We start from the raw sequence: 12,113 nt of genomic DNA on the forward strand, positions 1-12,113 counted from the left end.
CTCGTACAGGGACGCGTCCGTGCCGGGTCCTGAGCCTCTGTGGCGGTGCCGCCCGCGCTCAGGGCGGCAGGGGCCCTGCGGGCCGTGCCGGGCCCCGCCAGGGGCTCCAGGGCGCCACAAGGCCCTGCTGCGGGGGCAGAAGCAGCCGGGGGCGCCTCAGCCGATCCAGCAGCGCTTCACGGCGCCGCCGTCGACCTCGAAGTTGATCCGGCCGCCCTGGAACTCCATGGTGATGACGGTGCCCGGCGGCAGGGCTCTGACCGTGGTCCAGCCACGCTCGCGGGCCTGCCGTTCGGCGGTTTCGGCGGTGAGGCCGACATAGCGGCCGGGCGCGTCGTCGGGCTGGGCGGACGGGGTCGGTATGGGTGCCATACCTCTCACCGTAGGCGGACCCGGACGGCGGCGGAAGCCGGGGCGCCGACCGGGTGCACGGCATCCTCACGTCCCCCACCGGTCACGCTTGTGTCACAGGATCACCACACGTGTTCCCGGCGGAATCCCTCACCCGAACGTGCGATTCACAACCCGACGCACAGTAATCACACAGGTCGGAGAACGAGCTGCGCAACGAGCCGGGAAACAGCACGGATATCCACTTCCCGGCACCCGTCGATTCACCTCCGAAACGTTCCTCCGTAAACGAGAAACCCGTCGGGAATTCATCCTTCCTTATCGCACCCTTATCCCATGCTCACAATATCCACACGATCGGACCGGGTCGGCGGTGCGGTTCTGCCCGTATAGCAGACGACCCGAATCACCCGCTTTCCGGCGTCGGAGCGACCGTTCCGACGTCATGCCGCAGGAGCGGGACCCTCCGGCGGACGCCGGTCCGGCCTTCCGTTTCCCATGTCATGACTTGTACGTGTATCGCCGAGCCGGTGGCTCCCCCGGTTCGATTCCGTTCGCTTTCCCGCGTGACCCCGGCAGCAGCTCACCCGTTGTCTTCTTCATGAGCCGGGAACCGCCCGGCGCACGTACCGAGTTCGAGGAGCCACCCGTGCCGCGCATGCTCGACGTCAGCGAGGACGTACGCGCCGAGATCGGCGACGCCGAAGCCGACCGGCTGCTCGTCGGCGACAACGCCCCCGGCAGTTACGACTGCACCTCCTGCCGAACCCCCGGCGACTCCGAACAGGAACGCACCAGCACGGTGCTGTTCGTCGGTGACGAGACCGCGGTACTCGCCTTCGCCCACGCGACCTGCATCCCCTCGCAGGTCGTCCAGGTCGCCGAGGAGCAGTTGCAGGGGGCCGTGCGCAGCATCACCGGCAGCGAGCAGGACGGTCAGGACGACCCGCTGACCCCGGAGCAGGCCGTGCTGGGGATCACCAGCGGTCTCGTTCTGATCGACGACGAGCTCCACCCGGCGCTGGTCGTCGAACCGACCGGGGCCATCGCACGCCCCGGCACGGACGGCAGCGGTGGCGACGAGTTCCTGCAGCTGCTGCTGGAGCAGGGCTTCCACCCGGTCCACCGGATGGATCAGGTCCCCGAGGTGCTGCACGGCTGGTCGATCCTGCTCGCCATGGGGCAGCTGCACGCGGTGCTCCAGCCCGGCACGGGCGGTGGCGCCCCGGTGGCCTGGTGGCAGGCGCACGCGCCCCTCCAGGTGACCGAGGGCTGGCGGACCGCGGCCAACAAGTCCCAGACCGTGCTCGTCTACGCCGCGCCGGCCGGTTCGATCGGCCAGCAGCCCCGTGAGGACCTGCTGCGCGACGCGCTGGAGAAGGCCGCGTCCGGCGGGATCCTGGTCGCCGCGGCCATGCCGCTGGCCGGGACCTGAGCGTGTCCGGGCGCTCCGGGCCCGCTCGGCGAACACCGATTTCTCCGGCGGGCCCGCATCCGACGGGCGGTGGGGTCGTTGGCACCTACGTGCACTCATACGACCCCTCCCACCAGCGTCCGAGCCCGATCCCTGCCATGCGTCCCGCGCAGGACCCATCGGGTGGCCCGTCCCGCACCCCGATCTACGACGCGCTGTATTCCGAGTACCGCCGCTCGTTCAGGGCGTTGCCGGGTGACCGGAGCGGGGAGGAGAGCCTGGGGCTCCCGACATTCGGCAGCGGGTTCTTCGGCTCCCGCGCTTCGCTGAGCGGCCACTCGGGGCACGGCGGAGCGAGTGCGTCCGCCGGGACGGGTGGAGCGGCCGGGCACAGCACCAGCGGTTCCGGCACGCACACCGGAAGCCTCGGCTCCTGGCAGCGGGTGGGGCGGCATGCGGGACGGGTCCGGCCCGCACTGCCACCGGGCTCCCGCGGAGCCTGAGCCGGACAGTACGACGGAGCCCCGGACCACTCGTTCTGCGCGTGGTCCGGGGCTCCGTCGCGTCCGTGCCGGGGCTCTGCGGGAGCTCCGGACGCGGACCCGGGCTTCATCGCCCGGCCCGCGTCATCCGCTGCCTACTTGTTGCGGCCGCGCTTCTCGCGGACCCGCACCGAGATGTGGATCGGGGTGCCCTCGAAGCCGAACTCCTCGCGCAGTCGTCGCTCGACGAAGCGCCGGTAGCCGTGCTCCAGGAAGCCGGAGGCGAAGAGCACGAAACGCGGCGGCTTGGTGCCCGCCTGGGTGCCGAAGAGGATGCGGGGCTGCTTGCCACCACGGATGGGGTGCGGGTGGGAGGCGACGATCTCACCGAGGAACGCGTTCAGCCGGCCGGTGGGGACACGGGTCTCCCAGCCGGTGAGCGCGGTCTCGATCGCCGGGACCAGCTTCTCCATGTGACGGCCGGTGAGGGCCGAGACATTGACCCGCGGGGCCCACGCGACCTGCGCGAGCTCCGTCTCGATCTCGCGCTCCAGGTAGTAGCGGCGCTCCTCGTCGAGGGTGTCCCACTTGTTGAAAGCGACGACGATCGCACGTCCGGCCTCCACGGCCATGGTCACGATGCGCTGGTCCTGGACGCTGATCGACTCGCTGGAGTCGATCAGGATGACGGCGACCTCGGCCTTCTCCACGGCGGCCGCGGTACGCAGCGAGGCGTAGTAGTCGGCGCCCTCCTGGAGGTGTACCCGGCGCCGGATACCGGCCGTGTCGATGAACTTCCAGGTGATGCCGCCGAGGTTGATCAGCTCGTCGACCGGGTCTCGGGTGGTGCCGGCCTGCTCGTTGACGACGACCCGGTCCTCGTTGGCCACCTTGTTCAGCAGCGAGGACTTGCCGACGTTCGGGCGGCCGATCAGCGCGATGCGGCGCGGTCCGCCGATGGCGGTGCCGAACGACTGGGCAGGTGCCTCGGGAAGCGCCTCCAGAACGGCGTCGAGCATGTCACCGGTGCCGCGGCCGTGCAGCGAGGAGACCGGGTGGGGCTGCCCGAGACCGAGCGACCAGAGCGCGGAGGCATCCGCCTCGCCGCTCTGTCCGTCGACCTTGTTGGCGCAGAGCACGACGGGCTTGCCGGCCCGGCGGAGCAGCTTGACGACGGCCTCGTCGGTGTCGGTGGCGCCGACCGTGGAGTCGACCACGAAGACGACCGCGTCGGCCGTCTGGATGGCGTACTCGGCCTGCGCGGCCACGGAGGCGTCAAGACCGAGCACGTCCTGCTCCCAGCCGCCGGTGTCGACGACCTTGAAGCGGCGGCCCGCCCACTCGGCCTCGTAGCTGACGCGGTCGCGGGTGACGCCCGGCTTGTCCTGGACGACGGCCTCACGGCGGCCGATGATCCTGTTCACCAGGGTCGACTTGCCGACGTTCGGCCGGCCCACGACGGCGAGAACGGGAAGCGGTCCGTGACCGGCCGCACCGATCGCGCCCTCGACGTCCTCGGGGTCGAAGCCCTCCTGCGCGGCGAGCTCCATGAACTCCGCGTACTCGGCATCGCCAAGCGCTCCGTGCTCGTGGTCCGAGCCGCCGGAGTGAATCTGGTCGTTCATGAAGTCCGTTCCTCTTTGCATCATCATCGATGGACCACGCAGCACGCGGTCCACTACTCAAGTCTCACTCAGTACGCCCGGTGAGGCGTCTGGCCTGCTCCAGGTGGCTGGTCAGCCGTCCCTGGATCCGCGATGTCGCCTCGTCCAGCGCCCGGCGCGTCCGCCGGCCACTGCCGTCTCCCGCGTCAAAGCCCTCGCCGAAGACGACGTCGACGCGGCTGCGCAGCGGCGGCAGTGCTGATATCAACCGTCCGCGACGCTCGGTGCTTCCCAGTACGGCCACGGGCACGATCGGCGCCCCGCTGCGTACGGCGAAGTACGCGAGCCCGGCGCGCAGTGCGGCGAAGTCGCCTTCGCCCCTGGTGCCCTCGGGGAAGATCCCGAGCGCCCCGCCGTCTCCCAGCACGCCCAGGGCGTGGGTGATGGCGGTGCGGTCGGCGGTCGTACGGTCCACCTTCAGCTGACCGATTCCTCGCAGGAACGGGTCCAGGGGGCCGACGAACGCCTCTTTCTTGATCAGGAAGTGGACGGGCCGGGGCGCGGTGCCCATCAGCATCGGACCGTCGATGTTGTGAGAGTGGTTCACCGCGAGTATGACGGGTCCCGAGGCGGGGACCCGCCACGCACCGAGCACACGGGGCTTGAACAGCCCGTACATCAGTCCGATCCCGATGCCGCGCCCGACCGCCGCTCCGCGCAGCGTGGGTGCGCCGGTGGCTGGTGTCACTTGGCGGCCCGCTTCTCCCCCACGAGGGTGACCACGCACTCGATGACCTGCTGAAGGGTCAGTTCCGTGGTGTCCACCTCGACGGCGTCGTCCGCCTTGGCGAGGGGCGAGGTCTTGCGGCCGGAGTCCGCGGCGTCCCGCTTGATCAGGGCGTCCTTGGTGGCTGCGAGATCCGAGCCCTTCACCTCTCCGCTGCGGCGTGCGGCGCGTGCCTCCGGCGAAGCGGTCAGGAAGATCTTGATGTCCGCGTCGGGCAGCACGGTGGTGCCGATGTCCCGGCCCTCGACCACGATGCCCTGCTCCGCACCCTCGGCAATGGTGCGCTGCAGCTCGGTGATCCGGGTGCGCACCTCGGGGACGGCACTGACGGCGCTGACCTTGGAGGTGACCTCCTGCGTACGGATCGGACCCGAGGCGTCCTCGCCGTCGACGGTGATCGTCGGGCCGGTGGGATCGGTGCCGGAGACGATGACGGGCTTGGCGGCCGCCGTCGCCACCTCCACCGCGTCGTTCACGTCGATGCCGTTGTTCAGCATCCACCAGGTGATCGCCCGGTACTGGGCACCGGTGTCCAGATAGCTCAGGCCGAGCTGGGTCGCGACGGCCTTGGACGTGCTGGACTTGCCGGTGCCGGAGGGCCCGTCGATGGCGACGATCACTGCGGCCGGGGCGGTCCGGGCGGCGGCGCTTACGGTTTCCACGGTGGTGGACACCTTCCTGGTACACGGGGTGGGCGGGACGGGACGCGCGAACCCGCCCCGCACAAGGTTACCGAGTGCGGGAGCGGGTCCGACCACCCCTGTGGACAAGTGCCCGCAGGGCCCGTCTCCCGGGGGCTACTGCCGGAGCGACCAGCCCCGGTCGCGGAGGGCTGCGCCGAGGGCGGGGGCGGCGCTCGGCTCGACCATGAGCTGGACGAGGCCCGCCTGCTGGCCGGTGGCGTGCTCGATCCGTACGTCCTCGACGTTGACCCCGGCCCGGCCGGCGTCCGCGAAGATCCCGGCCAGTTCGCCCGGCCGGTCGCTGATCAGGACGGCCACGACCTCGTACGAGGCGGGGGCGGCCCCGTGCTTGCCCGGCACCCTGACCCGGCCGGCGTTGCCGCGGCGCAGGACGTCCTGGATGCCCTCCGTGCCCGCGCGGCGTTCGTTCTCGTCGGCGGACTGCAGCCCGCGCAGCGCGGTGACGGTCTCCTCCAGATCGGCGGCGACCCCGGCGAGGACGTCGGCGACCGGCCCCGGGTTGGCGGAGAGGATCTCCACCCACATCCGGGGATCGGATGCGGCGATCCTGGTGACGTCCCTGATGCCCTGTCCGCACAGGCGCACCGCGGTCTCGTCGGCCTCCTCCAGCCGCGCGGCGACCATCGACGAGATCAGCTGCGGGGTGTGGGAGACGAGGGCCACGGCCCGGTCGTGGGCGTCGGAGTCCATGACGACCGGTACGGCCCGGCAGAGCGCGACCAGTTCCAGGGCGAGGTTGAGCACCTCGGTGTCGGTGTCCCGGGTCGGCGTGAGGACCCAGGGACGGCCCTCGAAGAGATCCGCCGTGGCGGCGAGCGGTCCGGAGCGTTCCTTGCCGGCCATCGGATGCGTACCGATGTACGGGGTGAGGTCGACGCCGAGCGCCTCCAGCTCGCGGCGCGGGCCGCCCTTGACGCTGGCGACGTCGAGGTAGCCGCGGGCGACGCCGGTGCGCATGGCGGTGGCGAGCACCGTCGCGGTGTGGGCCGGGGGTACGGCGACGATCGCCAGATCGACCCGTCCCTCGGGCGCCTCGTCGGTACCGGCGCCGAGCGCGGCCGCCGTGCGCGCCGACTCCGGGTCGTGGTCGACGAGGTGGACCTTGATGCCGCGCCCGGCGAGGGCGAGGGCCGCGGAGGTACCGACGAGGCCTGTTCCGATGACGACGGCGGTTCTCACTGGGCGATGTCCTTGCGAAGGGCGGCGGTGGCGCCGAGGTAGACGTGGGCGATCTCCGATTTGGGGAGATAGGTCTCGATGTGCGCGAGAATCCGGACCACCCGGGGCATGGCCCCTTCGATGTCCAGCTCCTGGGCGCAGATCAGCGGAACGTCGACGATACCGATGCCGCGCGCGGCGGCGGCCGGGAAGTCGCTGTGCAGGTCGGGGGTGGCCGTGAACCAGATGCTGATCAGATCGTCCGCGACGAGGCTGTTGCGCTCCAGGACGGCGGTGAGGAGGGCGCTGACCTGCTCGTCCATGTGCCCGGCCTCGTCCCGCTCCAGCTGGACGGCTCCGCGGACCGCTCGTACCGCCACGTCGTGCTCCTTGCTTGTCCGTACCGCTTCGTGCGCCTGTGTTCCGGCTGTTTCAGCGTAGAGGGGTGGTGCGGTCCCGCGCCGGGGCGCCCTGTCCGTGAGACGCGGCGGTGGCGTGCACGGAAGGTGGCCCGGCCCGCTCCGGCCCGGCGGCCGGGCCCGGCGGCCGTGAACGCGTCCGGAAACACCCGGGCGGCGCCGTCCGGCCCTCGCGTACCCTCCCCCGCATGATCACTCCCTCCGACGAGGCGCTGGTACGCGACCACACGGTCTACTCCTGTGTGATGGGATCGCGCGCCTTCGGGCTCGCCACGGACGGCAGCGACACCGACCGGCGGGGGGTCTTCCTCGCACCGACCCCGTTGTTCTGGCGGTTCGACAAGCCTCCGACCCATGTCGAGGGGCCGGCCGACGAGCAGTTCTCCTGGGAGCTGGAGCGCTTCTGCGAACTGGCACTGCGGGCCAATCCCAACGTACTGGAGTGCCTGCACTCGCCGCTGGTGGAGCACGCCGACGCGACCGGCCGTGAACTCCTCTCGCTGCGCGGGGCCTTCCTGTCCCGGCAGGCGCACGGAACCTTCGTCCGCTACGCGCTGGGCCAGCGCAGGAAGCTGGACGCGGACGTCCGGCAGCACGGGGCGCCGCGCTGGAAGCACGCCATGCATCTGCTGCGGCTGCTGGCGAGCGGCCGGGATCTGCTGCGTACGGGAGAGCTCACCATCGATGTGGGCGCGGACCGCGAGGAGTTGCTGGCGGTCAAGCGGGGCGAGGTGTCCTGGGCGGAGGTGGAGCGGCGCATGACGAGGCTGGCCGAGGAGAACGACGAGGCGGCCGCCGGCTCCCCGCTGCCGGCCGAGCCGGACCGGGCGCGGATCGAGGACTTCCTGATCCGCACCCGGCAGGCGTCGGCACTGGCCGCGCGGCCGGCCGGGGCCGGTTCAGCCGGCTGACACCGGGGTGAGCCGCGCCCGCACCACCAGTTCGTGCAGCGCGTCGAAGCCGCCCGGCCCGTCCGGGAGCCCCGTGTCCGCCTGCGCCGCGTCGAGTACCCGGTGCAGCGAGTCGACGTCCCGGACCGCCTCCGCCCGGTCAACGCCCTCCGCTCCCCCGTGCTCGGCCTCGGCCTTGGCCTCGATCAGGCCGGGAAGACAGGCGGGCGCCGCCACCCGGTCGAGCAGGGACGGCAGGTGGGCCAGCACCTCACCGCTGCGCATCAGATGGATGCCGGTGAGCAGCGCGCGGAAGGTGTAGAGAAGCGGTTTCAGTTCACCGGTCCTCTCGAAGAGCCGCCACTGGGTGTGGGCGAATCCCCGGTAGTGGTGGGCGTGGTTACGGGTGAGGACGGCCGGGGCGAGGGCCACCAGTTCGGCGTGCAGGGCGGTCGTGTGCACGACCAGGGGTGACAGCAGTTGCTCCAGCACATAGCCGTTCGGCTTCAGCATCAGCCGGACGAACTTGCGCAGGTCATGAGTGACCAGGTCCATCTCGACCCCGTCGCTGTCCCACATCCGCGAGCGGGTCTCCTCGGGCTCGCGCAGCCCGAGAAGATCCGCAGCGGGCAGGATGTGGACCCCCCGCAGGTCCACATCCGAGTCCCGGGAGGGGAACCCGTACAGATGCGCCCCGGAGACCGTGGCGAACAGCAGCGGGTGGCGCTCCCCGGCGATGACCGGGCCGAGGTCGGTGACCGGCAGTCCGGCCTCCTTGAGGTGCATGGTGTCCGTACGCATGGCTCAAGAGTCCCAGAGGGCCCCCAGCGACAGCAGGTCGCTCCGGTACTCGATCCGCTCCGACCACTCCTTGGGCCAGGCCCCCGAGCCCAGGTGGGCGCCGGCGAGTGCGCCGGTCAGACAGCCGAGCGAGTCCGAGTCGCCCCGGGTGCAGGCGGCCCGGCGCAGGGCGGTGAGCGGTTCGTCGGGGAAGAGCAGGAAGCAGTGCAGAGCCGTGGCCAGGGCGTCCTCGGCGATCCAGCCGTCGCCGGTCACCTCGCAGGGGTCCGTCTCCGGGGACGGGTTGCGCAGCGCGTCCTGGACGCGTGCGAGCGCGGTGAGGCACTCCTCCCAGCCCCGCTGGATGTAGAGCTCGGGCGAGGGGCCGCCCGCGTACCGCCAGAGGTCGCCGAGCCAGCGCGTGAGGTAGTTGCCGCTGTTCTCGTACGCGTAGCTGCGCAGCTGGCCGATCAGTCCCACCGGCTCCGCGCCCTGGGCCAGCAGATGGACCGCGCGGGCCATCAGGTCGGAGGCGGCGAGTGCGGTCGGGTGCCCGTGGGTGAGGGCGGCCTGCAACTGGGCGGCTCCGGCGCGCTGTTCGTCACTCAGTCCGGGAACGAGACCGACGGGGGCGACCCGCATGTTGGCGCCGCAGCCCTTGGAGCCGGTCTGGCTCGCCTCCTGCCAGACCCGGTCGCTGTCGAGCATCCGGCAGGCGGTCATGCAGGTGCGGCCTGGCGCGCGGTTGTTGTCGGGCGAGTGGTACCAGTCGACGAACTCCTCGCGCACCGGGCGCACCAGCCGCAGCGGGGTGAGCAGTCCGCGGTCCATGGCGGCGCGGATGCCGCGCCCCAGGGCCAGCGTCATCTGGGTGTCGTCGCTGACGACCGCCGGCTCGGGCAGCCGCATCTGACGCCACGGCCCGCATTTGGTGAGGATCGACGGCACATTGTTGAACTCGGTCGGGAAGCCCAGCGCGTCGCCGAGCGCGAGCCCGGTCAGCGCGCCGGTGGCGGCCTGTTTGGTGATGGTCCTGGTCACGATCACGTGCTTCTTCCTTCCGGTCGCAGCAGTGGGGGGTGCAGGGCGGTGGCGGCACCCGCCCGGTGGAGGGCGGCCGGTTTGCCCCGCCCTCCGGTGCGGCGCGGTGATCCCTCCACGGCCTGGACGAAGCCGGGCGTGGTGAGGACCTTGCGCCGGAAGTTGGGCCGGTCCAGCTCGACGCCCCAGACCGTCTCGTACACCTGCTGGAGCTCTCCCAGGGTGAATTCGGGCGGGCAGAACGCGGTGGCCAGACAGGTGTACTCGAGTTTGGCGCCGATCCTGAGCTGTGCGTCGGCGAGGATGCGGTCGTGGTCGAAGGCGAGCGCGCCGAGCGCGCCGGCGTCCCACCAGCGGGCGCTGGCCGCGTCGCCGCCGCCGCGCGGTTCGGGCAGATCGGGTACGAGCGCGGCGTAGGCGACGGAAACGACGCGCATCCTCGGGTCGCGGTCAGGGTCGCTGTACGTCGCCAGCTGTTCCAGGTGGAGGGCCGAGACGGTGTCCTCGCTCAGCCCGGTCTCCTCCGCCAGCTCCCGGCGGGCGGCGTCCCCGGCGGACTCGCGGGGCAGGACGAAGCCGCCGGGCAGCGCCCAGTGGCCCTTGTACGGCTCCTCGCCCCGCTCGACGAGCAGGACGTGCAGCCGGGTGTCCCGGACCGTGAAGACGGCCAGGTCGACGGTGACCGCGAATGGTTCGAAGGCGTACGGGTCGTAGCCCGCCGGAACGGAGTCGCTCATCGCCGCTCCGGGAGGGGTGCGGCGAAGTCCCAGCCCCGGGCGAGCAGCGCGTCGACCGCCTCGACGGCCGTGTCGAGCCGCTCCTGACGGCTTCCGGTGACTTCGATGAAGTTTCTTCCGGTACGGGTGAGTTCGGCGCGGAACCGGTCGGTCATCCAGGGCCGCAGCTCCTCGCCGTCGCGCAGCCCGTCGTCCTCGAAGGCGACGCCCTCGTGGCCGGTGAGCAGCCACAGGTGGTGGGCAGCCCGGTCGGCCGTGTGCTCGACGAGCGGGTTGCGGCCGCCGATGTACCGCTCGTGCCACACGGTCGTGGCGAAGGAGTCGGTGTCGCAGACGAGCACCGGGGAGCCGGTACGGGCGGCCGCCTCCTCGCGTGCGTTCTGGGTCTCGGCGATCAGCGGGAAGTCGTGGGTGGTGAAGGCGACGTCCTCCCACTGCGCCCGCGGCCACCGGCTGCGCAGCGTGGCCAGCTTCTGCTCGCTGAACTCGCGCCCGTACTCGGCGACGTAGCCGGTGAGCGCCCAGATGCCGCCGCGCCGCCGGTAGTGGGCGGCGAGGGCGCGCGCCAGGGTGGTGGTGCCGGTGGACTCGGCGCCCAGGACCACGACCCGGCGGGTGAGCGCGGCCCGTACCGGCGGTTCGAGGTAGTCCCAGCAGCGGGCCGGGTCCTCGCGCACGGCGGTGCCGGAGACCGGGAAGACCGTGCGTCCCGGGTCGACGCAGACGGACTCGGCGCCGAAGCGGCGGGCCAGCTCGTCCCCGTACGACTCCGAGGTGAAGACGGCGTCCACGGGATCGGGCACGGCCCCGGTGAAGACCGCCATGTGGGCGTCCCAGATCGCCGGGTCGTGGAGATCCATCCGGGTGTCGTCGACGGCGCCGACCACCGTCACGTCCGGGTGCAGCTCGCGCATCCAGGCGACCCGGTCGGCGAGCGGGACGGATTCCACCGAGGCGGCGCAGACCAGCACGGTCAGCCGTTCGCAGCGGTCCTGGGCGGTGCGGACGAGATGGTGGTGACCGGCGTGCGGCGGATAGAACTTGCCGAGCACCAGACCGTGTGCGAAACGCTTCATGCCACAACCTCCGCGGGCTCCCGGTGCCGGACGGTGAGATCACGCCGCCAGTTGCGCAGGCCGATCAGGCACAGCGTCAGGAAGCCGACGTACAGCAGCGAGGTGAGGTAGAGCTCCTTGTACGCGTAGAGCGGGATGTACACCACGTCGGCGGCGATCCACAGCCACCAGGACTCCACGAGCTTGCGGCACTGCCCGTACGTCGCCGCAAGGGACAGCCCGGTCGCCAACGCGTCCCAGAAGGGCACCGTCGAGTCGGTGGCCCGGTCCAGCAGGACGGTCAGCGCGAGGGTCCCCATCACCCCTGCCACGAGCAGCAGGAGCCATTCGGCGCGGGTGGTGCTCCGCACCGGCAGGCCGTCCGTCCCTGGTCCACCCCCGTGGGTCCAGGTCCACCAGCCGTACGCGGCAAGGGCGATGAAGACGATCTGGAGCCCGGCGTCGGCGTACAGACCGGCCTGGGTGAACAGCAGGATGAAGAAGAGGTTGTTGGCGATCCCGATCGGCCAGTTGGCGAGGTGCTGGCGGGCGACGAGCCAGACACACAGCGCCCCGCTGCCGAAGCCCAGCACCTCGGTCCAGCTGACCGGGGTGTCCAGGACCGTCACCAGGGGTTGCTGCAGGGGATCGAGGACGTCCGCGAGACTCACTCCCGCCTCCTTAATAGTCA

Annotated in this window: 14 protein-coding genes; 3 read left to right on the forward strand and 11 right to left on the reverse strand. The window is 71.5% G+C overall.

All coding sequences use genetic code 11. From position 1 onward, the window contains the following. Positions 1 to 156: 156 nt before the first annotated feature. Positions 157 to 372: an I78 family peptidase inhibitor gene (locus ACFVW8_RS35505; RefSeq protein WP_389697494.1), complete on the reverse strand. Its 216-nt coding sequence runs from the start codon at positions 370 to 372 to the stop codon at positions 157 to 159. Between the two features lie 628 nt (positions 373 to 1,000). On the opposite strand from ACFVW8_RS35505, the gene ACFVW8_RS35510 reads away from it, so the two are divergent. Both ACFVW8_RS35510 and ACFVW8_RS35515 read left to right on the forward strand, forming a co-directional pair. Next, a complete protein-coding gene (locus ACFVW8_RS35510; protein WP_389697496.1) occupies positions 1,001 to 1,786 on the forward strand; it encodes a hypothetical protein in 786 nt (261 codons plus the stop codon). Positions 1,787 to 1,923: 137 nt separating this feature from the next. After that, positions 1,924 to 2,268 (forward strand): hypothetical protein, encoded by a 345-nt coding sequence (locus tag ACFVW8_RS35515; protein ID WP_389697498.1) that lies wholly within the window; start codon positions 1,924 to 1,926, stop codon positions 2,266 to 2,268. A gap of 134 nt (positions 2,269 to 2,402) precedes the next feature. On the opposite strand, the gene der is transcribed toward ACFVW8_RS35515, so the two are convergent. From der to aroH, 5 genes are all read right to left on the reverse strand, one after another. Beyond that, positions 2,403 to 3,872 (reverse strand): ribosome biogenesis GTPase Der, encoded by a 1,470-nt coding sequence (gene der, locus ACFVW8_RS35520; RefSeq protein WP_389697500.1) that lies wholly within the window; start codon positions 3,870 to 3,872, stop codon positions 2,403 to 2,405. Positions 3,873 to 3,936: 64 nt separating this feature from the next. Beyond that, positions 3,937 to 4,599 (reverse strand): lysophospholipid acyltransferase family protein, encoded by a 663-nt coding sequence (locus ACFVW8_RS35525; RefSeq protein WP_389697502.1) that lies wholly within the window; start codon positions 4,597 to 4,599, stop codon positions 3,937 to 3,939. Further along, a complete protein-coding gene (gene cmk, locus ACFVW8_RS35530; RefSeq protein WP_389697504.1) occupies positions 4,596 to 5,312 on the reverse strand; it encodes a (d)CMP kinase in 717 nt (238 codons plus the stop codon). Before cmk ends, ACFVW8_RS35525 begins: the two co-directional genes overlap by 4 nt. A gap of 123 nt (positions 5,313 to 5,435) precedes the next feature. Further along, positions 5,436 to 6,521, reverse strand: coding sequence for a prephenate dehydrogenase (locus ACFVW8_RS35535; protein ID WP_389697506.1), 1,086 nt, complete (start codon positions 6,519 to 6,521; stop codon positions 5,436 to 5,438). Then, positions 6,518 to 6,880 carry a chorismate mutase gene (aroH, locus tag ACFVW8_RS35540; RefSeq protein ID WP_145762658.1) on the reverse strand — a complete coding sequence of 121 codons (363 nt, stop codon included), beginning with the start codon at positions 6,878 to 6,880 and terminating at the stop codon, positions 6,518 to 6,520. The genes ACFVW8_RS35535 and aroH overlap by 4 nt, the downstream gene beginning before the upstream one ends. Before the next feature lie 227 nt (positions 6,881 to 7,107). Here aroH and ACFVW8_RS35545 point away from each other — a divergent pair, with 227 nt between their 5' ends. Next, a complete protein-coding gene (locus ACFVW8_RS35545) occupies positions 7,108 to 7,830 on the forward strand; it encodes a DNA polymerase beta superfamily protein (RefSeq protein ID WP_389697508.1) in 723 nt (240 codons plus the stop codon). On the opposite strand, the gene ACFVW8_RS35550 is transcribed toward ACFVW8_RS35545, so the two are convergent. From ACFVW8_RS35550 to pnuC, 5 genes are read right to left on the reverse strand one after another with little or no spacing between them, the layout of a single operon-like run. Next, positions 7,819 to 8,610 carry a DNA polymerase beta superfamily protein gene (locus ACFVW8_RS35550; RefSeq protein WP_389697510.1) on the reverse strand — a complete coding sequence of 264 codons (792 nt, stop codon included), beginning with the start codon at positions 8,608 to 8,610 and terminating at the stop codon, positions 7,819 to 7,821. The two genes, ACFVW8_RS35545 and ACFVW8_RS35550, sit on opposite strands and share 12 nt — an antisense overlap. A gap of 3 nt (positions 8,611 to 8,613) precedes the next feature. Next, positions 8,614 to 9,636, reverse strand: a complete 1,023-nt coding sequence (locus ACFVW8_RS35555; protein ID WP_389697512.1) for an ADP-ribosylglycohydrolase family protein — start codon at positions 9,634 to 9,636, stop codon at positions 8,614 to 8,616. Then, positions 9,633 to 10,367, reverse strand: coding sequence for an NUDIX domain-containing protein (locus ACFVW8_RS35560; protein WP_389697514.1), 735 nt, complete (start codon positions 10,365 to 10,367; stop codon positions 9,633 to 9,635). The genes ACFVW8_RS35555 and ACFVW8_RS35560 overlap by 4 nt, the downstream gene beginning before the upstream one ends. Further along, a complete protein-coding gene (locus tag ACFVW8_RS35565; protein WP_389697516.1) occupies positions 10,364 to 11,443 on the reverse strand; it encodes an AAA family ATPase in 1,080 nt (359 codons plus the stop codon). The genes ACFVW8_RS35560 and ACFVW8_RS35565 overlap by 4 nt, the downstream gene beginning before the upstream one ends. Further along, a complete protein-coding gene (gene pnuC / locus ACFVW8_RS35570; protein ID WP_389697518.1) occupies positions 11,440 to 12,093 on the reverse strand; it encodes a nicotinamide riboside transporter PnuC in 654 nt (217 codons plus the stop codon). Before pnuC ends, ACFVW8_RS35565 begins: the two co-directional genes overlap by 4 nt. Positions 12,094 to 12,113 lie beyond the last annotated feature (20 nt).

This window comes from Streptomyces sp. NPDC058221 (assembly GCF_042882365.1).
Classification (GTDB): Bacteria; Actinomycetota; Actinomycetes; order Streptomycetales; family Streptomycetaceae; genus Streptomyces.

Bases quoted from the DNA above. Each gene is read 5' to 3' on its own strand.
- der (WP_389697500.1), bottom strand. From the start codon at position 3,872: ATGAACGACCAGATTCACTCCGGCGGCTCGGACCACGAGCACGGAGCG.
- ACFVW8_RS35545 (WP_389697508.1), top strand. From the start codon at position 7,108: ATGATCACTCCCTCCGACGAGGCGCTGGTACGCGACCACACGGTCTAC.
- ACFVW8_RS35550 (WP_389697510.1), bottom strand. From the start codon at position 8,610: ATGCGTACGGACACCATGCACCTCAAGGAGGCCGGACTGCCGGTCACC.
- ACFVW8_RS35505 (WP_389697494.1), bottom strand. From the start codon at position 372: ATGGCACCCATACCGACCCCGTCCGCCCAGCCCGACGACGCGCCCGGC.
- ACFVW8_RS35560 (WP_389697514.1), bottom strand. From the start codon at position 10,367: ATGAGCGACTCCGTTCCGGCGGGCTACGACCCGTACGCCTTCGAACCA.
- ACFVW8_RS35515 (WP_389697498.1), top strand. From the start codon at position 1,924: ATGCGTCCCGCGCAGGACCCATCGGGTGGCCCGTCCCGCACCCCGATC.
- ACFVW8_RS35565 (WP_389697516.1), bottom strand. From the start codon at position 11,443: ATGAAGCGTTTCGCACACGGTCTGGTGCTCGGCAAGTTCTATCCGCCG.